Source organism: Affinundibacterium baiyunense, assembly GCF_018139645.1.
In the GTDB taxonomy this organism is placed as follows: Bacteria; Pseudomonadota; Gammaproteobacteria; order Burkholderiales; family Burkholderiaceae_D; genus Undibacterium; species Undibacterium baiyunense.
This window is the reverse complement of sequence record NZ_JAGSPM010000002.1, coordinates 251,432-275,699: the sequence shown is the minus strand read 5'-3', so window position 1 is coordinate 275,699 and position 24,268 is coordinate 251,432. Positions and strand designations below refer to the sequence as shown.

Annotated in this window: 21 protein-coding genes; 19 read left to right on the top strand and 2 right to left on the bottom strand. The window is 44.9% G+C overall.

The genetic code is table 11. The features are described 5' to 3' along the window. Positions 1 to 31: 31 nt before the first annotated feature. Positions 32 to 757: a chitinase gene (locus tag KDM92_RS04430; RefSeq protein ID WP_212683181.1), complete on the bottom strand. Its 726-nt coding sequence runs from the start codon at positions 755 to 757 to the stop codon at positions 32 to 34. A gap of 220 nt (positions 758 to 977) precedes the next feature. Continuing rightward, positions 978 to 3,872 (bottom strand): TonB-dependent receptor domain-containing protein, encoded by a 2,895-nt coding sequence (locus tag KDM92_RS04425; RefSeq protein WP_212683180.1) that lies wholly within the window; start codon positions 3,870 to 3,872, stop codon positions 978 to 980. 393 nt (positions 3,873 to 4,265) lie between these two features. Between KDM92_RS04425 and KDM92_RS04420 the strand changes: the two genes are divergently transcribed. The 19 genes from KDM92_RS04420 to KDM92_RS04330 all read left to right on the top strand — a co-directional run bounded on the left by KDM92_RS04420 (position 4,266) and on the right by KDM92_RS04330 (position 24,130). Then, the gene (locus KDM92_RS04420; protein WP_212683179.1) at positions 4,266 to 5,027 is read left to right on the top strand and encodes a TSUP family transporter; all 762 of its coding nucleotides are present in this window, start codon (positions 4,266 to 4,268) and stop codon (positions 5,025 to 5,027) included. A 46-nt stretch (positions 5,028 to 5,073) separates the two neighbouring features. After that, positions 5,074 to 5,697, top strand: a complete 624-nt coding sequence (locus KDM92_RS04415; protein WP_212683178.1) for a hypothetical protein — start codon at positions 5,074 to 5,076, stop codon at positions 5,695 to 5,697. A 144-nt stretch (positions 5,698 to 5,841) separates the two neighbouring features. Continuing rightward, complete coding sequence (gene mnmG, locus KDM92_RS04410) at positions 5,842 to 7,797, top strand: tRNA uridine-5-carboxymethylaminomethyl(34) synthesis enzyme MnmG (protein WP_212683177.1); 1,956 nt, start codon at positions 5,842 to 5,844, stop codon at positions 7,795 to 7,797. Positions 7,798 to 7,800: 3 nt separating this feature from the next. After that, entirely contained in the window at positions 7,801 to 8,457 is a 657-nt protein-coding gene (rsmG, locus tag KDM92_RS04405; RefSeq protein WP_212683176.1) for a 16S rRNA (guanine(527)-N(7))-methyltransferase RsmG, read from the top strand. Positions 8,458 to 8,546: 89 nt separating this feature from the next. Beyond that, a complete protein-coding gene (locus KDM92_RS04400; protein ID WP_189345387.1) occupies positions 8,547 to 9,326 on the top strand; it encodes a ParA family protein in 780 nt (259 codons plus the stop codon). A 19-nt stretch (positions 9,327 to 9,345) separates the two neighbouring features. Further along, a complete protein-coding gene (locus KDM92_RS04395; RefSeq protein ID WP_212683175.1) occupies positions 9,346 to 10,239 on the top strand; it encodes a ParB/RepB/Spo0J family partition protein in 894 nt (297 codons plus the stop codon). A gap of 347 nt (positions 10,240 to 10,586) precedes the next feature. After that, positions 10,587 to 10,925 (top strand): ATP synthase subunit I, encoded by a 339-nt coding sequence (locus tag KDM92_RS04390; protein WP_212683174.1) that lies wholly within the window; start codon positions 10,587 to 10,589, stop codon positions 10,923 to 10,925. Between the two features lie 2 nt (positions 10,926 to 10,927). Next, positions 10,928 to 11,752 (top strand): F0F1 ATP synthase subunit A, encoded by an 825-nt coding sequence (gene atpB, locus KDM92_RS04385; RefSeq protein WP_189345390.1) that lies wholly within the window; start codon positions 10,928 to 10,930, stop codon positions 11,750 to 11,752. Between the two features lie 107 nt (positions 11,753 to 11,859). Beyond that, positions 11,860 to 12,102, top strand: coding sequence for a F0F1 ATP synthase subunit C (gene atpE, locus KDM92_RS04380; protein ID WP_186891519.1), 243 nt, complete (start codon positions 11,860 to 11,862; stop codon positions 12,100 to 12,102). A 78-nt stretch (positions 12,103 to 12,180) separates the two neighbouring features. After that, a complete protein-coding gene (locus KDM92_RS04375; RefSeq protein WP_212683173.1) occupies positions 12,181 to 12,651 on the top strand; it encodes a F0F1 ATP synthase subunit B in 471 nt (156 codons plus the stop codon). Positions 12,652 to 12,653: 2 nt separating this feature from the next. Continuing rightward, positions 12,654 to 13,187 (top strand): F0F1 ATP synthase subunit delta, encoded by a 534-nt coding sequence (locus tag KDM92_RS04370; protein WP_189345392.1) that lies wholly within the window; start codon positions 12,654 to 12,656, stop codon positions 13,185 to 13,187. 36 nt (positions 13,188 to 13,223) lie between these two features. Then, positions 13,224 to 14,765 (top strand): F0F1 ATP synthase subunit alpha, encoded by a 1,542-nt coding sequence (gene atpA, locus KDM92_RS04365; RefSeq protein WP_189345393.1) that lies wholly within the window; start codon positions 13,224 to 13,226, stop codon positions 14,763 to 14,765. A 29-nt stretch (positions 14,766 to 14,794) separates the two neighbouring features. Beyond that, complete coding sequence (gene atpG, locus KDM92_RS04360; RefSeq protein ID WP_212683172.1) at positions 14,795 to 15,664, top strand: F0F1 ATP synthase subunit gamma; 870 nt, start codon at positions 14,795 to 14,797, stop codon at positions 15,662 to 15,664. Positions 15,665 to 15,694: 30 nt separating this feature from the next. After that, positions 15,695 to 17,098, top strand: coding sequence for a F0F1 ATP synthase subunit beta (gene atpD, locus KDM92_RS04355; RefSeq protein ID WP_212683171.1), 1,404 nt, complete (start codon positions 15,695 to 15,697; stop codon positions 17,096 to 17,098). A 121-nt stretch (positions 17,099 to 17,219) separates the two neighbouring features. Further along, entirely contained in the window at positions 17,220 to 17,642 is a 423-nt protein-coding gene (locus KDM92_RS04350) for a F0F1 ATP synthase subunit epsilon (RefSeq protein ID WP_212683170.1), read from the top strand. A gap of 109 nt (positions 17,643 to 17,751) precedes the next feature. Continuing rightward, positions 17,752 to 18,216, top strand: coding sequence for a CoA-binding protein (locus tag KDM92_RS04345; RefSeq protein ID WP_230408167.1), 465 nt, complete (start codon positions 17,752 to 17,754; stop codon positions 18,214 to 18,216). A 19-nt stretch (positions 18,217 to 18,235) separates the two neighbouring features. Further along, positions 18,236 to 19,045, top strand: coding sequence for a PPK2 family polyphosphate kinase (locus KDM92_RS04340; protein ID WP_212683169.1), 810 nt, complete (start codon positions 18,236 to 18,238; stop codon positions 19,043 to 19,045). 689 nt (positions 19,046 to 19,734) lie between these two features. Next, positions 19,735 to 22,443, top strand: a complete 2,709-nt coding sequence (locus tag KDM92_RS04335) for a TonB-dependent receptor (RefSeq protein ID WP_212683168.1) — start codon at positions 19,735 to 19,737, stop codon at positions 22,441 to 22,443. Between the two features lie 172 nt (positions 22,444 to 22,615). After that, complete coding sequence (locus KDM92_RS04330) at positions 22,616 to 24,130, top strand: tryptophan halogenase family protein (RefSeq protein ID WP_212683167.1); 1,515 nt, start codon at positions 22,616 to 22,618, stop codon at positions 24,128 to 24,130. Positions 24,131 to 24,268: the final 138 nt, after the last annotated feature.

The window sequence follows — 24,268 nt, the reverse complement described above, 5'->3', positions numbered from 1 at the left end:
AGCGCATTGCTCTGGCTTAGGATCATAAAAATTAACAAGCTGTGTAATTATCGGGATCAACTTCAAGCATTTTGGTAATTTTGAGATAGTTCTTGATTCGCATTTGCTGCTGTTTGTAGCCGATATTATCGACAGGTTTCGAGCATTCGAGCGCGCCATTGATGCTGCGTACAGTTTCACCAAAACCTAATTTTTGTTTCATCGCAACATGGCTTGGTAGTGGGCCTGAGCCTTTGATTTCCATCCAATACCAAAGTGCGGTTTTCCACGCAACAGCTGGATCGCGTGAAACCATATCCGGATCATTTAGTAGATCCAAGCCGAGTGCCTTGCCTGCTAGTGCGTAATTAAAATTCCAACTTAGTTGAATAGGACCGCGTCCAAAGTATTGTTTACCTGGAGCGCAGGGTACGCCTTGTTTATCGTTGCAGTAGTGATCGTGCACGCTTTTATCAAGCTCGTTAATCGCTTGTAGTTCTATTGATTCATGCATGATATTGGCGAGAAAAGCTGCGACTTCCCGCTTGTTTTCTGCATCGCTGCCGAAGTTACCAAATTTGGGATAGGCTTTAATCGCTTCTTGTAAACCTGCAAAGGTGTAGAACGGTATGCGCTTGGGAAATAATTGTTCAAATTGCGCTTCGCTAATCATAAAGCCAGATGCTTTTTCTGATTTTGTTGGTGTGATATGGCACGCTGATAAGCTGATTGCAATTAAGGTGGCACTGATGGCACTGAGAGTAGAGAGGTATTTCATCGGATCTTTGACTTTCTAACGCGTGTTGAGAATCGGTTTGAAAACAAGCGGGCTTAGCTTAATCAAAGATTTATCAGAATGCAAAGAAGTGGTATTGAACTATGAAAAAAAACTATGCGATGCCGATCAATGCCGAATAGGAACCAGCATTGAAAAAAAAAATGGCGAACCGAAGTTCGCCATTTTTAAGCTTACGTACTAAGAATAAGAACTAATTCAATTAGAACTTGATCGTCGCACCTACACTGAAATAACGACCAACTGCGTCGTAGTATTGTGGGAAGGTGTTACCACTATTAGTACCAGTAGAACCAATCGTAGAACCAACCACTGGTGGCAACTTGTTAGTTGCGTTGTTAATACTCAAGTTCAAGCGGATATTTTTGTTGAAGTTCCAAACTGCGCTCAAATCGAGGTAGCTATATGCATCAATTTTTGCGTAAGCTGGCAAGAAGTTCGTGCCACCTGGTTCTTCAGTCAAACCGCTAACATAGCGCCAGTTATAACCAAACACAAATTCACCCACAGTCCATGCTGTACGTTGGTTGAACTTGTTTTTGTAGACGATCTTGTCACCGCAAGCTACAGAATAGTAGCCTAAGCAGTCACGATCAATCGACGCTGGTGTTGGTTGAGCATGGAATGACGTTGTTTTGTTCAAGTCAAAGCCGAAATCTAAACGACCGTGCTTTGCCTCTAAACCCAGCACTGTCATTGGCATTTGATACTTAACGCTCAAGTCGTAGCCCGCAGTACTTTGTGTACCGAGGTTAGACGTTGTTGTCACAACACCCTTAGAGTCCGTACCGTTAAAGCTACCGTTTGCTGTGCTACGCAAAACCAATGCGCAAGATGCATTTAAAGTCAAGCTTGGGTTGAACTTGGTTGAGTAGCAACCATCCAATACGTCAGTGGTAGTTGGAGAAGAGATCGCCTTAGTGATATCGATTTTGTAGTAATCGAGGCTGATTGCCAATTTTGGCAAAGGCTCAATCACGAAACCGATTGTTTTGGTTTTCGCTTCTTCAGGTCCGAGGTTAGGATTACCACCAGTTTGACGGTTAATTTGACCAGCAGAAGGTTTGTCGAGTGAACCGATAACACTAGCTGGAACACCAGTTAAACGGCACAAATTAGACAAAGTACCTGCAGTGTTGGCTTCTGCTGCATTGATCAAATTCAATTGGCACGGATCTGTTGCCAAATTGCTCAAACCTGTTGTTTGTGGTGCAAACATTTCGTTGACGTTTGGTGCGCGAGTCGCCAATTGAACCATACCGCGGAAACGGATAGATTTCACTGGTGCCCATTCACCACCGTATTTGTAGCTACCATAGTCTTGTGAATTTTTCGCTGTTTCGAAATTCGTTTGACGATAACCTAATTCCAAATTCAAAGCACGTGCGAAAGGCAAATCTTTGAGCAATGGAACCAATGCTTCAACTGCATACTCTTTCAATTTGAAAGTACCAGTACGATCTGGTGTAGGTGCACCAGTACCGAGTACCTCGCCTTGCAATTGTGATGCCGCATCAGATTTTGTATAGGCAGTTACTTTACGTTGTTCGGTACTTACCGCTACTTGGATTGGTTGTTTTGCCCAAGGGCTGCGGATATTACCTAAGTCACCTGTAGTCGATACCGCTGCAACGTCTTGTTCAACACCTTGCATCAAAATCGCGCTTTGGTTGATGAAGTTAGCTTGTTCTGGCGTAATCGAACCAGCTGCACCCCATACGTTCAAAGGTACGCAACCATTTGACGCGTCAACGCATTTACCAGCTGCGACAGAGTTCAAAGCTTGCTTAACTTTGGATAAGGAACCCCAGTTCTTACGAATTTGGGTTTGATCTGCCGTACCACGGCTCCAGTATGCGTCATAGCTCCAAGAACCAGCGATTTCACCTTTCGAACCCAAAGTGTATTGCAATGTTTTGTTATCGAAATCGTTGAAGCGTGGACCCAATTCAGTAATACGACGACCGATCGTCAATGGAACGATAGTTGAGTTGCCAACTACGCAATCCGCAGCAGCAATACCACGGCGTTGGCACAATTGTTCACGTGCAGCAGCTGGAATAAATGGATTACCGATAGGTACATTGAACGTGTTATTGAAGGTACCTGATTCAGCCAAAGTAGAAGCTACTTTACTCGCTGTGTAAAACATCTCGCCATAAACTTCAAAATTGTCATTAATTTTGTAGTTAGCCAAAGAAGTTGCTTGTGAGCGATCCAAGCCCGTTACGTAGTAATTGAGCGGGTTAAAGTTGTACAAACTAACTGGTTGTACAAGTTTGCCAGTTGCTGGATCAATTTGCCAAGTACCAGCCAAAGCGTCCGTACCGCCTGTACCTTTGGTGGTGGACATCGCTGCTGGCACCGTTGTGCCGGAACCGTCAGGAGCGCCCGTTACTGAGTTTAATGCGCTTAGACCATAGGAACGAGTGCCTTGTGTCAATGGGTCAGATTTAGTACGACCTAAGCTCAATACTACGTTGCCGCGGCCTTCGTCTAGACTTGCACCCATGGTGACGTCAGTGCGGTAACGTTGTGCATCACCTTTACTTGTTGAACCGTATGATGAGTTAACTTCGAAACCTTGGAAATTCTTTTTCAAATTGAAGTTAGCAACACCGGAAACCGCATCTGCACCGTAAACCACAGATGCACCACCCGTGACCAAATCAACGCGGCTTAATAAAGCAACAGGAATTGAGTTGGTATCAACTGTACCGCCGAGATCGTAAGGAACGATACGACGACCATTCACCAATACCAATGTACGGTTAGAACCCAAACCACGCAAATCAATCGTCGCTGCACCACCGGAACCATTGTTGGTACCAGGACCGATCGCTGGAACCGCCGCCGGTAAGCCTTTGAAGAATTCTTCAACAGCTACTGGTTGTGAAGATTTGATTTCTTCTGCAGTGATTGAACCGATAGGACTATTTGATGTCGTACCAGGGGACGTAATGCGTGTACCAGTAACTACAACAGTTTCAACTTTTTTGTCTTGTGCCATTGCTGGTAAAGCCATCGCGCCCATACTCGCGACAACACCACCTGTAAACATCAGTCGCATAGACCGCGACAAGATTTTTTCAATCATTTAGTACTCCTTGTGGATATGATGATTTTTTTGAGGAACTGCACCATTTGTTGATAAGTGTGAGATTTGCTGCTTCCCTCTTGCTTTATCTTTCTTTCAGCACGTCTTTATTGCGTGTCTTTGATTGCATACACTAGCTTTAGTAGATGCAGGCGCAATGAGACCATTTCCGCTTACGTCATGTCAATTAAAGATCCTGTTCTGTTTGAGCGATACAACAATGTTTTGCAATGCAGAAAAAAGAGTGTTGTTTTTGTAGTTGATTTGCGGCAATTCGATTGATTTTTCGGCGCTTTCATGAGCGTGGACTGCAGTTTTTGTTGCATAGTGAATGAGCTTATTTGTTCGGACTTAATTCTGTTTTTTGCCAAATTTTGGCTATGTGGGAGTCATGTGTTTGACTACGTACTGTTAGGATTCGCAGCTTTTTTTGCTGGATTTATTGATGCGGTGGTTGGCGGTGGTGGCTTGATTCAGTTGCCAGCTCTATTTTCGGTTTTTCCTGGAGCCGCTCCTGCTAGTTTGTTGGGTACTAGTAAATTTGCCGGAGTATGGGGAACATCCGTTGCTGCGGTAAATTATGTGAAGGCTGTGCGCTTGCCTTGGGCAGTGATTGTTCCAGCATGTATTGCAGCTTTCGCTTTTTCATTTCTTGGTGCGATCACTGTTACACACATACCTCCAACTTATCTTCGGAAGACGTTGCCGTTCATTCTAGTTGCGATAGCAATATATACCTTTTGGAAAAAGGATTTAGGCACACAATCTAAGCTCATGTACTCTGGGCGGCAGGAGCTTTGCTTGGCATTGGTGGTTGGATGTGTGATCGGTTTTTACGATGGATTCTTTGGGCCTGGCACTGGTAGTTTTTTCATCTTCATTTTTGTTCGTGTTTTTGGTTATGATTTTCTACACGCGTCCGCCTCTGCCAAGGTATTGAATGTGGCTTGCAACGCTGCTGCTTTACTTTGGTTTGGGTTTAGCGGTCACGTAATGTGGATGCTAGGATTGGGTATGGCGGTGTGTGGTGTGATGGGTTCCGTTGTGGGAAGTCGTATGGCAATTCAGCGGGGTAGTGGATTTGTTCGCATCCTCTTTTTGTTTGTGGTAAGTTGTTTGGTGATGAAAACATCGTACGATGCTTTTTTGAGGTAAGATTGTTTCACGTGAAACATATGATTAAGAGTTCTCGGAGCATATTTTGAGTCAGTTCACAAATAAAGTGTTTTGTCGTACAAGTTTGGGAGATGCAGAAATCCGGCAGCGCGATCTCGATTTGTCGAGATCGGAGCAGTTGGTTCTGGTTGCGGTTGACCAAGAGATTATTTACGCCACATTGGCAAAAGCCTTAGAGCAAGATGATGCGCTAGATTTAGATTCGGTTCTAGTTGCACTGCTTGGTCGAGGACTGATAAAGGAAGTTGTCGAGTCAGTGAGTGCTGAGAAGTCGAATATGGTTGGTAAGCTTGGATTGGATGAGTTTTATTCTTCTTCATTAGATCCTTTGCATAGTGGGTCTGGTTTGATGGTCGACACGCGCAATAATTTTGTGCGATCAGTTCAAAAACATCCATATAAGCAAGCGAGTATGGATGACGTTGATATTCCCTTGTCGTTGGAGCTGGATACCAAGCTAAGGATTAAAAAGGAAAAGCGCAAGAGCAAGTTAGTTCAGGTATTTCCTGAACCGCCAAAGCCAAAGAAGCGTAGGCGCTCAAAGCGTACGAAGGTGGTTCCTGTGAGTAAGTGGCCAATGCGTATCTACGCAGGCTTAACGATTTTGGGCGTGATTTTGTTGGTGTTCGCATTATTTGCTGGCGCTTGAATTTGTTTCACGTGAAACCATTTGTCGGTTTTTTTGATTTTTTGTCGAGAGAATCCGGTGTTTGAAGGGCAAAAACTACTATAATCGTGCCTCGCAACTATTTTGCGATATCTTCACCAAGCAACTCCTCCTTGAGCTATCCACATGTTTTATCCAAATGAATTCGATGTCATCGTCGTCGGCGGCGGTCATGCCGGTACAGAAGCTGCGTTGGCTTCCGCGCGTATGGGGCAAAAAACCCTATTGTTGACCCACAATATAGAGACTTTAGGTCAAATGTCTTGCAATCCATCGATCGGTGGAATTGGTAAAGGACATTTGGTTAAGGAAGTTGATGCCATGGGCGGTGCGATGGCGATTGCAACCGACGAAGCAGGTATCCAGTTCCGTATCTTGAACTCGTCTAAAGGGCCAGCGGTGCGCGCAACACGTGCGCAAGCTGACCGAATTCTATATAAGCAAGCGATCCGTAGTCGTCTGGAAAACCAAGAAAATCTATGGATTTTCCAACAAGCGGTTGATGACCTCATGGTGGAGGGTGATCGTGTGGTTGGCGCAGTTACGCAAGTTGGCTTGAAGTTTAAGGCGCGTGCGGTCGTGTTAACAGCGGGTACTTTCTTGGATGGGAAGATTCATGTCGGTCTAAATAGTTACTCTGCTGGTCGTGCAGGTGATCCTCCTGCTATCTCATTATCGAGTCGACTCAAGGAATTGGCTTTGCCGCAAGGGCGATTGAAAACGGGTACGCCACCAAGAATTGATGGTCGTAGTATTGATTTCTCGAAGATGGAAGCACAGCCAGGTGATCTTGATCCAATTCCCGTGTTCTCGGTGATGGGCAATGTTGCGATGCATCCACGACAAATGCCATGCTGGATTACGCATACAAATACAAAAACCCATGACATTATTCGAGCCGGTTTAGATCGTAGCCCGATGTACACTGGGGTAATTGAAGGTGTTGGCCCTCGTTACTGCCCATCGATAGAAGACAAAATTCACCGTTTTTCGGGCAAAGATTCTCATCAGATTTTCCTTGAACCAGAAGGATTAACTACCAACGAATTCTATCCAAACGGCATATCGACAAGTTTGCCATTTGACGTGCAGCTCGATCTTGTACGCTCTATGCAGGGGATGGAGAATGCTTATATTTTGCGTCCTGGTTATGCGATTGAGTACGATTACTTTGATCCACGTGGTCTGAAAACTTCGCTAGAAACACGTGCGATCCAAGGTCTATTCTTTGCAGGTCAGATCAACGGCACCACTGGCTACGAAGAAGCGGCAGCGCAAGGTATGTTGGCGGGCTTAAATGCTGCCTTGCAAACGCAGGGCAAAGAAGCTTGGGTTCCACGTCGTGACGAAGCTTATCTCGGTGTGTTGGTTGATGATCTTGTGACCAAAGGCGTGCAAGAACCTTACCGTATGTTCACAAGTCGCGCAGAATTCCGCCTCAGTCTGCGTGAAGATAACGCTGATATGCGCTTGACCGAAATTGGTCGCCAATTGGGATGTGTCAGTGATAAACAATGGAAAATGTTCGAAGAGAAGCGTGAAGCCGTTTCACGTGAAATGGAAAGATTGAAATCCACTTGGGTCAATCCTCGGATCGTCGAAGATATCGAAGCAGAACGCGTGGTCGGGAAAGCTTTGGAGCGCGAGTATTCATTGGCCGATTTATTGCGTCGTCCGCAAGTTACCTATGATCATTTGATGACACTTAAAGGTAAAGAAGGGCAATCTTTAGGAGGTGAAGCCGTCACCGATCCAGCTGTCAAAGAACAGATAGAAATTCAAATCAAATATTCGGGCTATATCGGACGACAAGCGAAAGAAGTAGAGCGTCAAGCGCACTACGAAAATTTGAAAATGCCAACCGACTTTGATTATTTAGAAGTGAATGGTTTGTCGATTGAAGTGAAGCAAAAGCTCAATGCGCAGCGACCAGAAACCTTAGGGCAGTGTGGTCGCATTTCTGGTGTGACACCAGCCGCTTTGTCTTTGTTGCTGGTGCATCTGAAAAAACGTGGTTTTAAAGGTTTTGCCAATGCAGCACCTGCCAATGAAGAACTGAATGACAAAGTGGTGGGTGAATAGTTTATGAGTCGTTTCGATAAAGAAGCTCTGGGAAAAGAGTTAAGAGAAGGTATTACCTCCTTAGGTTTGCCATTGACCGAAGAGCAGGTGGAAAAGATGCTGTCTTACTTAGCGTTGTTGATTAAGTGGAATTCGGTTTATAACTTGACCTCGATCCGTGATCCTCACGATATGGTGAAGCAGCATTTATTGGACTCCTTGTCGGCGGTCCATGCATTTACTCAAGCCAAGAATATTCTAGATGTCGGTTCGGGTGGTGGTTTACCTGGCATCGTTTTAGCGATAGTTTTTCCAACTGCTTCGGTCACGATGATTGATATCGTCAACAAGAAGACTGCTTTCTTAACCCAAGTAAAAGCGGAGTTGAAACTCAAAAATGTCACCGTGTATACGGGCCGAGTTGAGCTGCTGAAAGTCGAGCATCAATTTGACGTGATTACTTCTCGTGCCTTTTCTGAACTCAATAACTTCATTAATTGGTCGCATCATTTGTTGGCAGAGAACGGACGTTTTCTTGCCATGAAGGGCGTTTCGCCAACACATGAAATTGAACGACTACCAGACGGATGGGAAGTCGAGAGTATTGAACCTTTGCGAGTACCGGGTTTGGATGTAGAAAGACATTTGGTACATGTGAAGAAATTAGGCTCAGCCAAATAAGTCAGCAAGTATAAGTCAGCAAATTAAGTTACACGTGAAACAGCAGTTCTGGGATTTTCTTTTAACCGCAACTATTCTAAAAAGTATCTATGGCTAAAATTTTTTGCGTTGCCAATCAAAAAGGTGGTGTAGGAAAAACTACTACAACGGTCAATCTGGCAGCTGGTTTGGCGAAGCTGGATCAACGCGTTCTGCTGATTGATCTTGATCCTCAAGGTAATGCCACGATGGGGGCGGGTGTCAATAAAGCAAAGATAGAGTTGTCTGTTTATCAAGTTTTGCTTGGTATGGCCGATGTAAAATCGGCAGTGGTAAGATCAGAATCTGGCAAATTTGATATTCTTCCTGCTAACCGCGAGCTTGCTGGTGCTGAAGTCGAGATGGTCGAGTTGGAAAATCGAGATAAGCGTTTACGCTTAGCCTTAGACGAAGTAGGCGCTGACTACGACTTCGTTTTGATCGATTGTCCGCCGGCATTGTCAATGCTGACTTTGAATGGTTTATGTGCAGCAAATGGCGTCATTATTCCTATGCAGTGTGAGTATTACGCATTGGAAGGATTGTCAGATTTGGCCAATACGATCAAGAAAGTGTCTGCGAATTTGAATCCTGATTTAAAAATTGTTGGATTACTGCGCGTGATGTTTGATCCACGCATGACGTTGTCGCAGCAAGTCTCTGATCAATTGGAGCAACATTTCGGTGACAAGGTCTTTAAGACGGTGATTCCACGTAATGTGCGCTTGGCAGAAGCACCATCGTATGGAATACCAGGTGTCGTGTTTGACCCATCTTCCAAAGGAGCGCAAGCCTATATCGCCTTCGGCGCAGAGATGGTGGAAAGAATTAAAGCAATCGATAAAAAATAATTTTATTTTAAGTATGAACATGGCAATTAAAAAACAAAAAGGCTTGGGGCGTGGCTTAGACGCTTTACTAGATGGTGCAGGGGATTTTGCTGAAGCGGTACCAACGGTGGTTGGTGCTCCTACCAGCTTGCCAGTAACACAAATGCAAGCGGGTAAATATCAACCGCGTACGCGTATGGATGAGGGGGCTTTAGCAGAATTGGCAGCCTCCATTAAAGCGCAAGGCTTGATGCAACCCATTTTGGTTCGTCCTATCAGTCAAGCGAATGGCGTTACCAAATATGAAATCATCGCCGGTGAGCGTCGTTTCCGTGCTTCCCAATTAGCTGGATTAACAGAAGTTGCGGTTCTGGTGAAAGATGTGGACGATCAAGCTGCGGCAGCAATGGCGTTGATCGAAAACATTCAACGCGAAGATCTAAATCCGCTGGAAGAAGCGCAAGGTATCCATCGTTTGATCTCTGATTTCACATTTACGCACGAGCAAGCAGCAAATGCGGTGGGGCGCTCAAGAAGTGCCGTATCGAATTTACTGCGTTTATTGAATTTAGCGCGACCAGTGCAAACCATGTTGATGGCCGGCGACATTGATATGGGACATGCGCGCGCTCTGTTGGCGGTTGATGCCGCAACACAGATTCAATTGGCGAATCAAGTCGTCGCGAAACGCATGTCGGTACGAGACACTGAGAAGTTGGTCGCTAAAACGACGGCTGAACTTGCTGCACCAAGTAAACAAAAAGACAAAGCCGAAAAGTCACGTGATATTACTCAACTCGAAGAAGAGTTGTCGGATTTATTAGCAACACAAGTCACTTTGAAAATGGGAAGCAAGGGGCGTGGTCAAATGGTCATTGATTTTGCCGATCTTGATTCTTTAGACGGCGTGATACTAAAGATTCGCGGTCAATGAGTTTTGCTGCACGAGATTTTGAAGTCAAAGTATTAAGTTTGCCGATAATCCTCGGCAAACTTGCAAAATAGTCGAACAGTATTGGGCAAACGAAATTTAAAACAGAATTTGTTGCGTTGCATCAAACGTTTGACCTTGCTTATACATGCACGTATAATTCCGTGGCTTTGGAAAATCTGCCCAAAAATGCGCAAAACCCGCACCAAAATTGCGTTGGAGCAGCACCAAAATAGATCACACAAAACATCAAGCTAGCGATAAAACGCTAAAACGTAGCAAATAAAAAGAATTAAAAAGCAGCGTTTTTTGATGAAAAACGAATATTTGTTGTAAAACTGGGGAGTGGCATGGCGCGCATTATCCTGTTGCAAATTGCAGCAGCTTTCATCGTGGCGCTCGTGGCCTTATTAGTGTCTGGTCTCTCTGCTGGTTTATCCGCTTTGCTCGGCGGTCTCTGTTGCGCGCTTCCGAACGCGTTTTTTGCTTTACGCTTATTAAGTAGCGTACGAAAACCCGGCGGTGCCAACCCGATGAATTTTTTTGTCGGTGAGTTTATAAAAATTGCACTGACCATTGCTCTCATGGGAGCGGTGGTTTTGTTTTACCCCGAATTGAATTGGCTGGCGTTTCTCGCTGCATTCATCGTGGTAATGAAAAGTTATTTAATACTACTCTTTAGGCATTGATTATGAGCGCATCAGAAAACGCCCCAACCCCGTCAGAATATATATCCCATCATCTTGGGCATTTAAATAATGCCAACCAACAGCAAACAGCGTTGGTCGATATGTCTTATATCAACTACGACACCATTATTTGGTCGGTGTTCTGTGGTTTGGTAGCAATTATTTTGATGTACATGGCATCCCGTAAGGCAACTTCTGGTGTTCCAGGCCGTTTCCAATGCGCGATTGAAATGATTGTTGAGATGGTTAACGATCAAGCTAAAAGCATTGTTCACGGTAATGTTTCTTTCATCGCACCAATGGCTTTGACTGTATTCATGTGGGTTTCTTTAATGAACGCAATGGACTTCTTGCCAGTCGATTTGTTTTCCGTTTGGTTGTTCCCATTATTGGGTATTGACACTCATACTTATCACCGTGTTGTTCCAACAGCTGATTTGAATGGTACTTTGGGTATCTCCGTTGGCGTGTTTATGTTGATGATGTACTACTCAGTCAAGATTAAAGGTGCAGGCGGCTTCATTAAGGAATTGTGTACAGCGCCATTTGGTCCAATGATGTTGCCATTCAATATTATGTTGAACGTGGTTGAATATGCGGCAAAGACCTTCTCACTCGGTATGCGACTGTTCGGTAATATGTTCGCTGGTGAGTTGTTATTCTTGTTGATCGCATTACTCGGTGCTTACAGCCATTTTGGCGGTATCGGACAATTGATTGCTGGTTCGATCTGGGCAATCTTCCACATTTTGATCGTATTCTTGCAAGCCTTTATTTTCATGATGTTGACTTTGGTGTACATGGGTCAATCTCACGAGGCGCATTAATTTAGAGCAGTAGTTGAGCAGTAATATTGGTTTGTATCGAATTTAGTTTTTTGGTTTTAGTTTTTGGTTTTGGTATTTTAATTTTTTAACTTTTAGGGAGTTTTCTCATGACTAACGTCGCATTTGTAGCTTTGGCTTGTGGTTTGATCATTGGTTTGGGCGCTTTGGGTGCTTGTATCGGTATCGCTATGATGGGTGGTAAATATTTGGAAGCGTCTGCTCGTCAACCAGAATTGATGGACAAGTTGCAAGGCAAAATGTTGTTGTTGGCTGGTTTGATCGACGCTGCGTTCATTATCGGTGTTGGTATCGCGATGTTCTTCGCAACTGCTAATCCATTCCAAGGTTAATTTAATTTCCTTTTTCTACCGCAGCGTTGGTCAGCAGATCGGCGCTAGCGGAACGATAATTCACACAAGGAAACGACGATGAATCTGAATCAAACTATGTGGTATCAAGCTGGGGTGTTTTTCATCCTAGCTTTGTTTACCATGAAATTCGTTTGGCCACCATTGATTGGTGCCATCGATGCACGTATGAAAAAAATCGCAGACGGCCTAGCTGCTGCGGATCAAGGGCAAGCTGCCATGAAAGAAGCTGAGAAAAAAATTCAGCTTGAATTGGCAAATGCTCGTGAAGAAGGCTTGAAACATGTTGCAAACGCTGAGAAGCGTGGTCAATTGATCGTTGAAGAAGCTAAGAATGCTGCTAGTGCAGAAGCTGCGCGTATCATCGCTGCCGCTCAAGCAGAAGCTGCTAATCAAGTCACAAAAGCACGTGAAGAATTGCGCGACCAAGTTGCTGCTTTGGCAGTAAAAGGTGCAGAGCAAATTTTGAAACGTGAGGTTAACGCTTCTGCTCATGCAGATTTGTTGAACCAATTGAAGACTGAGCTGTAATCATGGCAGAACTCGCAACGATCGCTCGTCCTTACGCAGAAGCGTTGTATCGCGTTGCTAAGTCCGGTAACTTGTCCGCTTGGTCGGAACTGGTTGCTGAGATGGCGCAAGCCGCAGCGCATCCCGATGTAGTGGCTCTTGCACACAACCCCAAAGTCTCCGCAGCGCAAACTGCGGAGGCTTTCTTGTCCGTGTTGAAGTCTCCTGTAACTGCTGAAGCGAAAAACTTCGTGCTTACATTGACTGAATATGACCGTTTAACCGCTTTGCCAGAAATCGCTGTGCAATTTCATGCTTTGCAAAATGCCGATGCCGGCTCCGCAGATGCTGAAATCACAAGTGCGTTTGAAATGACAGATGCGCAGGTTAGCGAATTGGCGGCAACACTGGAAAAGAAATTTGGTCGCAAACTGCACCCAACCGTGAAGGTAGACTCTTCCTTGATCGGTGGTGTGCGTATCGTGGTTGGTGATCAAGTGTTAGATACTTCGGTTCGTGCCAAGCTGCAACAGATGCACAACGCTTTGACAGCTTAATGCTGTTCAAGTACTGAAACAATTTTAGGAGTTTGTATGCAACTCAACCCATCAGAAATCAGCGAGTTGATCAAGAGCCGTATTCAAGGCCTTGGCGACGGTGCTGAGATTCGTAATCAAGGTACGGTTATTTCCGTTACCGACGGCATCTGCCGCATCCACGGTTTGTCCGATGCGATGCAAGGTGAGATGTTGGAATTCCCAGGCAATACATTTGGTTTGGCTTTGAACTTGGAACGTGATTCCGTTGGTGCCGTTATTCTCGGTGACTACGAGCACATCTCTGAAGGCGACACAGTGAAATGTACTGGTCGTATTTTGGAAGTTCCTATCGGTCCAGAATTGCGCGGCCGTGTAGTTAACGCATTGGGTCAACCAATCGACGGCAAAGGCCCAATCAATGCAAAATTATCTGCGCCAATCGAAAAGATTGCTCCAGGCGTTATTGCACGTCAATCCGTTTCACAACCATTGCAAACTGGTTTGAAGTCTATCGACTCCATGGTTCCAGTTGGTCGTGGTCAACGTGAATTGATCATTGGCGATCGTCAAACTGGTAAAACAGCGGTAGCGATTGACTCCATCATCAACCAAAAAGGTCAAGGCGTTACTTGTATCTACGTAGCGATTGGTCAAAAAGCATCTTCCGTTAAAAACGTTGTGCGCGCTTTAGAAGCACACGGCGCGATGGAATACACCATCGTTGTTGCGGCAACTGCAGCTGAATCTGCAGCGATGCAATACGTTTCTGCGTACTCTGGTTGCGCAATGGGTGAATACTTCCGTGATCGCGGTGAAGACGCATTGATCGTTTATGATGATTTGTCTAAGCAAGCTGTGGCTTACCGTCAAGTTTCCTTGTTGTTGCGCCGTCCACCAGGCCGTGAAGCTTACCCAGGTGACGTGTTCTACCTGCACTCACGTTTGTTAGAGCGCGCCGCGCGTGTTAACCCTGACTACGTTGAAGCATTCACTAACGGTGAAGTTAAAGGTAAGACAGGTTCATTGACAGCATTGCCTATCATTGAAACACAAGCTGGTGACGTTTCTGCTTTCGTTCCAACTAACGTCATTTCGATTACTGACGGTCAGATCTTCTTGGAAACTTCTTTGTTTAACGCAGGTATTCGTCCAGCGATTAACGCGGGTATTTCCGTGTCTCGCGTTGGTGGTGCTGCTCAAACCAAAGTTATTAAAAACTTGTCCGGTGGTATTCGTACTGACTTGGCGCAGTATCGTGAATTGGCTGCGTTTGCGCAGTTTGCGTCTGACTTGGACGAAGCAACCCGTAAGCAATTGGATCGTGGTGCACGTGTAACTGAATTGTTGAAACAAGCTCAGTACGCGCCATTGTCAATTTCTTTGATGGCAGTGACTTTGTTCGCAGTGAACAAAGGTTTCTTGGATGATGTACCTGTGAAGAAAGTATTGGCTTTCGAAGCTGGCGTACACAACTTCATGAAAACAAGTCACGCAGCTTTGTTGCAAAAGATTGAAGAGACTAAGCAATTGGACAAAGATGGCGAAGCTGCCATGGCTGCTGCAATCGCTGATTTCAAAAAATCCGGCGCATTTTAATTTACCGTAGCTAGAAGGAGTCAATACTCATGGCTGTAGGTAAAGAGATACGTGGCAAGATCAAAAGCGTAGAGAATACGAAAAAGATCACGAAGGCGATGGAAATGGTCGCTGCTTCTAAAATGCGTAAAGCGCAGGACAGAATGCGTGCGGCTCGTCCGTACAGTGAAAAAATTCGTACGATCACAGCGAACTTGTCACAGGCCAACCCAGAGTACACGCATCCTTTCATGGTTCAACAAGATCAAGCTAAGAAAATTGGCTTGATCGTTGTGACAACCGATAAGGGTTTGTGCGGTGGCTTGAATACCAACGTTTTGCGTTTGGTCACCAACAAGATGCGTGAACTCGAAGGTAAGGGTTCAAAAATTGAAGCGGTCGCGATTGGTAATAAAGGTCTCGGTTTCCTGAATCGTGTAGGTGCAAAAGTTGTGTCGCATGCGACACAGTTGGGTGATACACCCCACCTCGATAAATTGATTGGTCCAGTCAAGTTGTTGCTGGATGCGTATCAGGAAGGCAAGCTCGATGCGGTTTATTTGAGCTACACCAAATTCATTAACACCATGAAGCAAGAACCGGTGGTTGAGCAATTATTGCCTCTGACATCGGACAAGCTGGAAACAAATAAAGCCCAACATTCTTGGGACTATATTTACGAACCAGATGCAGCTGCGGTGATCGATGAATTGTTGGTACGTTATGTTGAAGCACTGATTTATCAAGCAGTTGCAGAAAATATGGCGTCTGAACAATCGGCACGTATGGTGGCGATGAAGTCAGCTAGCGATAACGCAGGTAATGTGATTGGTGAGTTGAAACTGGTTTACAACAAAACCCGTCAAGCTGCGATTACAAAAGAGCTCTCCGAAATCGTCGCCGGCGCGGCAGCGGTTTAAACGAATTTTAATATTATTGAAGGAACGAACATGGCTAATGGCAAAATCGTTCAGTGTATCGGCGCTGTTGTGGACGTTGAATTTCCACGCGACGCGATGCCTAAGGTTTACGATGCCTTGAAAATGGAAGGCTCCGAGCTGACATTGGAAGTCCAACAGCAATTGGGTGACGGTATCGTCCGTACGATTGCTTTGGGTTCTTCTGATGGTCTGCGTCGCGGCATGACAATCACAAACACTGGTGCACCAATCATGGTTCCAACCGGCAAAGCAACGCTGGGCCGTATTATGGACGTATTGGGTAACCCTATCGATGAATGCGGTCCTGTAAGCCACGAGCAAACAGCATCGATTCACCGTAAAGCGCCTGCATACGACGAACTCTCTCCATCGCAAGAATTGTTGGAAACCGGTATCAAAGTTATTGACTTGGTTTGCCCATTTGCGAAGGGTGGTAAAGTTGGTTTGTTCGGTGGTGCGGGTGTTGGTAAGACCGTTAACATGATGGAATTGATCAACAACATCGCGAAAGCACACAGCGGTTTGTCCGTGTTTGCTGGTGTTGGTGAACGTACTCGTGAAGGTAATGACTTCTACCACGAAATGGCTGACGCGAAAGTGGTTGATCTGGACAATCCAGAGCAATCTAAAGTAGCGATGGTTTACGGTCAGATGAATGAACCACCAGGTAACCGTTTGCGCGTTGCTTTGACTGGTTTGACAATTGCGGAAGGTTTCCGTGACGAAGGTAAAGACGTTTTGTTCTTCGTTGATAACATCTACCGTTATACATTGGCTGGTACTGAAGTTTCTGCGTTGTTGGGCCGTATGCCTTCCGCGGTGGGTTACCAACCTACATTGGCTGAAGAAATGGGCCGTTTGCAAGAGCGTATTACTTCCACTAAGACTGGTTCTATTACTTCTATTCAAGCGGTTTACGTTCCAGCGGATGACTTGACAGATCCATCCCCAGCGACAACGTTTGCTCACTTGGATTCCACCGTTGTTTTGTCTCGTGACATCGCATCTTTGGGTATTTACCCAGCGGTTGATCCATTGGATTCCACATCTCGTCAGTTGGACCCACAAGTGGTTGGTCAAGAACACTATGAAACAGCACGCGCTGTTCAAGGTACGTTGCAACGCTACAAAGAATTGCGTGACATTATCGCGATTTTGGGTATGGACGAATTGGCTCCTGAAGATAAGTTGATCGTTGCTCGTGCACGTAAGATGCAACGTTTCTTGTCTCAGCCTTTCCACGTTGCTGAGGTATTTACTGGTTCTCCAGGTAAATACGTTTCACTGAAAGATACAATCAAAGGCTTCAAGATGATTGCATCCGGTGAACTCGATCACTTGCCAGAACAAGCGTTCTACATGGTAGGTACAATCGACGAAGCGATCGAAAAAGCGAAGAAAATGGCTGCTTAATATTGCGAACTCGTTTGCTTGAGTCGTCATGCCAAAGTAGGGCGACTCGAAGCAATCGACGCAAAAGGCAGACTTTTCGTGGTGCGCGTAAGCGTACTTAGACGAAAGAAAAGGTTAGCACATGGCACATACTATTCACGTTGACGTAGTTTCTGCAGAAGAGAGCATCTTTTCTGGCGAAGCTGAATTCGTCGCGTTGCCGGGTGAATCAGGTGAATTGGGTATTTATCCAAAGCACACACCATTGATCACACGTATTAAGCCAGGCGCGGTACGCATTAAGATTGCAGGTCAAGCCGAAGACGAATTTGTATTCGTTGCAGGTGGTATCCTGGAAGTTCAGCCTGATGCGGTTACAGTGTTGGCAGATACAGCGATTCGTGGACATGATCTTGATGAAGCGAAAGCAGCTGAAGCTAAGAAATTGGCAGAAGAAGCTTTGGTTAATCGCGATGCAGGCATCGATTACGCGCAAGCGCAAGCCGAGTTAGCATCTGCGATCGCGCAATTGGCAGCGATTCAGAAATTACGTTCTAAGCGTTAATTCTGTAAAGGTTTTTCTTTGCAGAAGCAGTAAAGTGGTTTTAATATAGAAGAGGCAGCTAAGGCTGCCTTTTTCTTTTTCCGTCTTCTAATTGATTGGACTACCAACTATGAGCGACACCCAAATGGAAGCACAAATCGATGCACAAACGAACACGCAGATTGATCAGTTGTTGAACCACGCAAAAACAATTGCGATCATTGGCGTGTCGAATAAACCAGAGCGCGATAGCTTTAAAGTTGCACAGTACCTAAAAGCGCACGGTTATCAAATACTTGCGATTAATCCCTTGTTGCAGGAGCAGACAATTTTAGGCGAGCCTTGCTATGCGAGTCTGAGTGAAGCGAAACAGCAGAGCGGGATGGAAATTGATATTGTTGATTGTTTCCGCAAAGCGGATGATATTCCACCCATCGTTAGTGAAGCCATTACAGTTGGTGCAAAAGCAGTTTGGATGCAGCTAGAAATTACGAATCAAGATGCGGCCGCGCAAGCGCGTTCAGCGGGTTTGGCAGTTGTAATGAATCGTTGCACGAAGATTGAACACAAACGCCTACATAACATCACCAATTAACTTAATCTAGGTGTCGCTCATGAGTATTTCAACACAATTTATCGCTACCAAGAATAGCCAAATTTTAGATAAAGACGCTAGCTTGCGACCTTTGGCTGTGAATAGTAATAAAGAGTTGATGAAGGTTAAGACGCTAGAGTTAAGTGAACAAATTGGAGAGTTTCAAAACATCCTCTATGCACAACAAAAGCATAAGCTGTTGATCGTGCTACAAGGCATGGACACTTCGGGAAAAGACGGCACGGTGCGCGTGGTGTTTGGCCGTACTAACCCCGCCGGCGTGCGTAGTATCAGTTTCAAAGCACCGAGTGCAAGTGAGCGGGCGCATGATTTCTTATGGCGAATTCATCAGCAGGTTCCAGCTACAGGTGAGCTAGCGATTTTTAATCGTAGTCATTATGAAGATGTGTTAATCACCAAAGTCCATGGCGATATCGACGAGACGGAAGTACAGCGTCGATATGCGCACATCAATGCATTCGAGCGCATGTTGAGCGAGACCGGTACCACCATCTTGAAATTCTTTTTGCATATCTCCAAGGATGAACAAAAACAACGATTGCAAGAACGTTTGAGTGATCCGAATAAGCATTGGAAATTTAACGGACAAGATTTAACCGAGCGCGCATCTTGGAGCGCATACCAAGATGCTTATCAAAGCGTGATTCGGGCGACCCATCAACAGCACGCACCTTGGTTCATTATTCCAGCCAACTCAAAAACACAAAGAAATTTAATCATTGCAGGCATTGTTGCCGAGAAATTGGCCGCCATGGATTTGAGCTACCCCAGCCCACAAGCCGACTATTTCAAAATTAAAATTGAGTAGTAAATGCGGGTGTTGTTCACACAGCTTGGTCGATCAAATTAGTTGCTTTCACCTATTTATCCACAAAAATAAACATAATATTTATCTAGAGAAATTAATTGAATCGAAGTTATTTTCAAAATACTCGTTATATTTCAACGAGTTGCAATTGTAAATTAAATTTAAATCTGTCTTAGTACCTCTAAGCACTAAATTATTCAAAAATTACCCACAAAGTTATCCACAGCGTGTGCTAACGGAAGTTCGTCTTTTCGGTTCAACTGAAACCCAAAGGTGCAGAAAAAAAATGTCGCAAATAAACACACATTGGGAACGTTTCCAAAAAAAAGTTGACACTATTTTTTATTGAATGCTATATTCCGAATCACAAATGGAAACGATTCCACAAAAGCACCCATTTTCAGAAAATACACCATTTTTTTTGAAACTGTTCGTTTGTATTTTGGGTTAGCCACCTAGACTGCGAACGCAAAAATCTGCTTCTTTGGAACAGAAATTTGTAATCGTCAGCAATACGATCGAACAAAAAAGAGCAAGAATTCGCAGCAAGGAAAATGACAGCACGATCAAAACCGAGCGAATCGACGCTTAGCAGTAACATCAGGCAAACTAAAAATGGTGAGCAAATCACCGAGTGACATTTAATGAAAGTTGGTAGCGCTAGTCGACTACCATCACAAGGAGACAAAATGTTTCAACCAAAAACCAAGAAAACAATTATGAGCGTCGCAGTAGCGAGTGCTTGTGGATTGATGAGTGTGCATGCTTATGCTCAACAAGCCGCCCCGGCAGAAACGAGCAAGTCAAGCGAACCAGCAAGCGACAAAAAAACAGAGAACAAGCAGTCAGACAAAATACAAGAGGTGAACGTAACTGCAACGCGTTACTCCACATCATTGTTACGTACGCCTCTCGCTGTAACGGCTTTTAATCAAGAAAGCCTGGCGCGTATGGGCGTCACAAGTGCGAAAGATTTAGCTAACGAAATTCCAAATGTCACCATTGTTCAATCGAATGATTCGGCAATTCAGGTGACTGTGCGTGGGATTACTTCAAGCAATACTACCGAGATCGGTGATCCTGCGGTTGGTTTCCATGTTGATGGAATGTATTCACCACGACCACAAGGCGCGCAAGCACTAATGTTCGACGTTGCTCAAGTCGAGGTCTTGCGTGGCCCTCAAGGGACTCTATTTGGCCGCAACTCTACAGGCGGTACCATCAATGTGATTTCCGCGAAACCTGATTTCAAAGGTAATTACGGCAGAGCTGAAGTTGAGTTGGGAAACTACAATAAACGTCAATTACATGCAGTGCAAAACATCAAGGTAAGTGACGATTTTGCCTTGCGTGCGGCGCTCATGAAAGTGACGCGTGATGGCTACGCCAATCAGATGCAAGATTTTAGTGAAGCGAACTTGCCATCCAAAGGGTGGATTCCGGACGGTATTCCAGACAATATTCAACGTTGGAATCGCAAAGTTGATCCTAGCGATTACTATACCAACCAGAATTCTTGGGCCGCGCGTTTAGCAGGTCTATATAAGGTGAATCGTGATTGGAAGTTGCACGCAACCTATGAGGAGTTTCAAGATTCTAGTGCAGGCGGTACCGCGTTTAAAGATTGTGACTCTGTCGCTGGCACGCGCTATGCCTGCCCAACAGGGTGGGGACGTTTTGACTTGAAAATTAACGTCCCTGGCATGACCGATATGAAGATTCGTACCTTACGTGCAGGCTCAAACTGGAACATCAGCAACGATGCAAGTTTGGATTACAACTTCGCGCTTGCGGACCAACGTCGTAGTCAACTTTATGACAACGACAAGGGAAACATGTCTGCACTGCCATTTCAAATCACGCAAGATCATCCACGTATTGCTGGTGGCAATAACTGGGGTACTTGGCCGTTGTCCGATCAGTATCAACAAACAGTTGATTCAAAATATGTATCAACCGTGCACGAGCTGCAGTTTAAGCAAAGAATTGACAGTTTGAGATATGTCGCTGGTTTGTTCTGGATGCACGAGAAAAATCAGATTAACTATGAAGTAGTTGATCTCTATCGCGCACCAGTAGGCTTGGCATCAGGGGCTTTCTATGCACAACCGAATCGCCAAGTTGATGCAAAAGCGGTTTTTGCGCAAGCCGATTGGGATTTTGTACAAGATTGGACTGCCACAGCAGGCCTACGTTTTAGCTCGGACAGCAAAACTGATAAAGACGGTTTGAACCTCGGTGGTTGGTGGGGACAGAAAGAGTTCTACAACGGTGGTTATGATCCTGGTACTCCAGGCACACCAGGATATCGTTTACCGCAAGGGAATGATCTCAATTACGGGCCCGGTGGTAGTGCAGCCGCTTACCGCTTGTATGGCACACCAAGTAAAAACGATCACAGTGAATCATGGCGTAAGCTAACTTGGCGTTTAGGTTTGCAAACCCAAATCAATAAGAATGAAATGGCATATGCAGCCTTGGCGACCGGTTACAAAGCAGGTGGATTTGGCGATCGCACTTTAGCTTGTGGTGGTAGTGCAACTGATCCAATTCAACGCGAATGTGCGGACGGAAAACCAAACACCGAAACCTTCTTACCGTATAAGCCAGAATTGGTGACGAACTTTGAACTCGGCTACAAAGGCAAATTCTTTGATAACACCTTGAGTTTGTCCGCGGTCGCGTTTGCCATGAACTATAAAGATCAGCAATTAACGGGTACTTACTTCGTCAGTAAGTATAAAACACCAATACCTTGTACATCCGATCAGCCTAAGTGTGACGTGTACGAAACCTGGCGCACAATCAACGTTGGTAATACGAAGATTCGCGGATTAGAAGTGGAGTGGGACTACAAGCCTTGGCCAGGTGCGAAGGTAGGCGGTGCATTCACTGTTCTAGACACGAAGATTCGTGATTACGGTTCGTATAGCGATGACTATAACTGCGATGCACGTGTAGAGTTCGGACAAACACCATGCCCAGCACAATTCACAGGTTTGGGACCAGACAATGGGAAACGCTTGTATGACGTGACAGACAACAATTTGCCGAATGCGCCGCGCAAAACTTTCATGCTGCATTTCTCACAGAAGTTTGACTTGCCGAGCGGATATTCAATCACGCCCTACGTCAAGTTAAATTGGCGTGACAAGGCATACTTTGATGTGAGAAACGACGAATTTGCACATATTGGTCGATTCCAAAAAGCTTATACATTAACTGATGCATCGGTTCGACTCGACTCACCAGAAGACGATTGGCATGCAGAGCTGTTTGTTCGTAACGCAACCGATAGTAAAGCAGCGTACTGGAGAGGTAGTGGTGTTGGGGCACAAATGAACTACGCGCCAGTTGAGCCACGCATGTTTGGTATTCGATTTGGGTTTAACTACTAATTACTAGTTTTTTGAGTATTCCTCGAGGGTGATTGGGTCTATGTCGTGCAAAATAAAACTTGCATTGCATAGACTCTTTTTTTTTATACTCTCGAGAGTGAGCGTCGTAAGGCTTGAATCATTTATCCTACATAAATCAAATGATCGCCAAATATAGTGAATGGATTTGTAGATGAGAGAGAATCGAATCAAAGATATTGTAATCGTGGGTGGTGGTACTGCCGGCTGGATGAGTGCGGCTGCGTTAATTCAATTGCTTCCTAATGGGTATAACTATCGATTAATAGAATCGGATCAAATATCCACCATAGGCGTGGGCGAGGCGACGATTCCTAGCATTCGAAATTTCAATATGCATCTTGGAATCGATGAAAATGATTTTTTGAGGAACACCCAAGGGACATTTAAGTTAGGCATCGAATTTGTTAATTGGGGAATCAATCACAGTAAGTATTTTCACGGCTTTGGTTCAGTTGGTCGGGACCAACCAACCGCCAATTTTTTTCATTATTGGCTTAAGCTCAATCAGTTAGGCATGGTCGGTGGTTTAGAGCCTTACTCGATCAATACGGTTGCTAGCATGCTCGGGAAATTTAGTGTTGGCCGACCTGATTTGCCCAACTCCCCTTTGTCTGATCTGTCTTATGCTTATCATTTCGATGCGGGACTGTATGCGCGATACTTACGAACATATGCTGAACAACGTGGCGTGAAAAGAACTGAAGGGCGTATCGTACAAACATTGTTACGACAAGACGATGGCTTTGTAGAAGCCTTAGTGATGGAAAACGGCGAGAAAATTAGCGCGGATTTCTTTATTGATTGTTCTGGGATGGTCGGCCTGCTAATCGAAAAAGCCTTGCAAACGGGCTACGATGATTGGAGTCATTGGCTGCCATGTGATACCGCAATTGCTGTACCGTGCGAACTTGGAGGTTCGACGCAGGCGCATACGCGTTCCACTGCGCATACCGCAGGTTGGCAATGGCGAATACCCTTGCAACATCGAATTGGAAATGGACATGTATTCTCAAGTCATTTTATGGATACAGCTCAAGCGCAAGAAATCTTGATGAATAATTTGGATGGCCGCGCTTTGGCTGAACCACGTCAGATTAAATTCACCACAGGAAAACGTAAAAAAGTTTGGAATAAAAACGTCGTGGCAATTGGTCTATCAGGCGGCTTCATGGAGCCTTTAGAGTCAACTAGTATTCATATGGTGAAAACTGGTTTGATGCGCCTTATTAGTTTCTTCCCAGATAAAGACTTTGATCAAGTTGATATTGATAACTACAATCGACTAACTGATAAAGAATATTCTCAAATACGCGATTTTTTGATTTTGCATTACAAAGTGAATCAACGCGATGATTCTGAGTTTTGGCGTTATTGCCGAAATATGCCAGTGCCAGACAGTTTGCAGCTGAAGCTCGATCTATTTACTAGCAATGGGCGCATTTTAAGAGAAAACGAAGAATTATTTCCCGAGGATAGTTGGCTACAAGTGATGCATGGACAAGGGATGCGTCCGCGTCGTTACAATCCGGTTGTTGATCAACGCACCAAAGAAGAAATCGCAGGATTTCTTTACAACACTCAAGCGGTGATTCGCAAGTGTGTCGATGCGATGCCAACACATTTGGATTACATTCGGGCGAATTGTCTTGCCAAGGCTATGCTCTAAATAGCGTTCTGAGCTTGAGTAACGCTATCAATTTGAAAGCTCGATGCAAAAAAAGCCACCAGCACTGAAAAGTCGCGGTGGTTTTTTATCTAAGGGTTTTTACCAACATTGGAACTTGCCACGCACTCCTTAGTCGAA

Coding starts and splice junctions, on each gene's coding strand:
- KDM92_RS04430 (WP_212683181.1), bottom strand. CDS start 757: ATGAAATACCTCTCTACTCTCAGTGCCATCAGTGCCACCTTAATTGCA.
- KDM92_RS04425 (WP_212683180.1), bottom strand. CDS start 3,872: ATGATTGAAAAAATCTTGTCGCGGTCTATGCGACTGATGTTTACAGGT.
- mnmG (WP_212683177.1), top strand. CDS start 5,842: ATGTTTTATCCAAATGAATTCGATGTCATCGTCGTCGGCGGCGGTCAT.
- rsmG (WP_212683176.1), top strand. CDS start 7,801: ATGAGTCGTTTCGATAAAGAAGCTCTGGGAAAAGAGTTAAGAGAAGGT.
- KDM92_RS04400 (WP_189345387.1), top strand. CDS start 8,547: ATGGCTAAAATTTTTTGCGTTGCCAATCAAAAAGGTGGTGTAGGAAAA.
- KDM92_RS04395 (WP_212683175.1), top strand. CDS start 9,346: ATGGCAATTAAAAAACAAAAAGGCTTGGGGCGTGGCTTAGACGCTTTA.
- KDM92_RS04390 (WP_212683174.1), top strand. CDS start 10,587: ATGGCGCGCATTATCCTGTTGCAAATTGCAGCAGCTTTCATCGTGGCG.
- atpB (WP_189345390.1), top strand. CDS start 10,928: ATGAGCGCATCAGAAAACGCCCCAACCCCGTCAGAATATATATCCCAT.
- atpE (WP_186891519.1), top strand. CDS start 11,860: ATGACTAACGTCGCATTTGTAGCTTTGGCTTGTGGTTTGATCATTGGT.
- KDM92_RS04375 (WP_212683173.1), top strand. CDS start 12,181: ATGAATCTGAATCAAACTATGTGGTATCAAGCTGGGGTGTTTTTCATC.
- KDM92_RS04370 (WP_189345392.1), top strand. CDS start 12,654: ATGGCAGAACTCGCAACGATCGCTCGTCCTTACGCAGAAGCGTTGTAT.
- atpA (WP_189345393.1), top strand. CDS start 13,224: ATGCAACTCAACCCATCAGAAATCAGCGAGTTGATCAAGAGCCGTATT.
- atpG (WP_212683172.1), top strand. CDS start 14,795: ATGGCTGTAGGTAAAGAGATACGTGGCAAGATCAAAAGCGTAGAGAAT.
- atpD (WP_212683171.1), top strand. CDS start 15,695: ATGGCTAATGGCAAAATCGTTCAGTGTATCGGCGCTGTTGTGGACGTT.
- KDM92_RS04350 (WP_212683170.1), top strand. CDS start 17,220: ATGGCACATACTATTCACGTTGACGTAGTTTCTGCAGAAGAGAGCATC.
- KDM92_RS04345 (WP_230408167.1), top strand. CDS start 17,752: ATGAGCGACACCCAAATGGAAGCACAAATCGATGCACAAACGAACACG.
- KDM92_RS04340 (WP_212683169.1), top strand. CDS start 18,236: ATGAGTATTTCAACACAATTTATCGCTACCAAGAATAGCCAAATTTTA.
- KDM92_RS04335 (WP_212683168.1), top strand. CDS start 19,735: ATGTTTCAACCAAAAACCAAGAAAACAATTATGAGCGTCGCAGTAGCG.
- KDM92_RS04330 (WP_212683167.1), top strand. CDS start 22,616: ATGAGAGAGAATCGAATCAAAGATATTGTAATCGTGGGTGGTGGTACT.